We start from the raw sequence: 420 nt of genomic DNA, 5'->3' as shown, positions 1-420 counted from the left end.
AGATTTCATGTCGTGAGCAATGTTTTTCCCAAGTACCAAATGCTCACCTTTTGAGTACCCGGAAAGATGAGGGCCTTTTGCAAGAGTGAGTGCCCTGGGGGCCTAATGCTCGCATCGGTGCCAATAGGGGCCAAGTGCTCACATCGGTGCCCAAAGCCCTTTTGCACTAATTTTGAGTACCCTAAGTGTATGCCCTCTGGCGGTTTAGGGACTGGGTAAGCCGGTAGCTTTCCCCAGAGAAAATCACAATATGGCTGTGGTGGATAAGCCGGTCAACGAGCGCCGCAGTCAGGCGGTTGTCCCCAAAGACAGTGTTCCACTGAGAGAACTCCAGGTTTGAAGTAATAATCAGGCTCTTGCGCTCGTAGCAATCGGAAATCACTTGGAACAGCAGTTCAGCGGCGTCCTTGTGCAGAGGGA

At 51.9% G+C, this 420-nt stretch carries 1 protein-coding gene; it reads right to left on the bottom strand.

Annotated features, from left to right (window positions below):
- Nucleotides 1–181 precede the first annotated feature (181 nt).
- Nucleotides 182–420, bottom strand: a 239-nt coding sequence (locus tag ACTQ3R_RS16620; RefSeq protein ID WP_441780244.1) for an ATP-binding protein, incomplete at its 5' end; no start/stop codon positions are given.

This window comes from Lawsonibacter sp. LCP25S3_E2 (assembly GCF_052117285.1).
Classification (GTDB): Bacteria; Bacillota; Clostridia; order Oscillospirales; family Oscillospiraceae; genus Lawsonibacter.
Note: the sequence above shows the minus strand (reverse complement) of the source record. Positions and strands in the feature narration are given on the sequence as shown.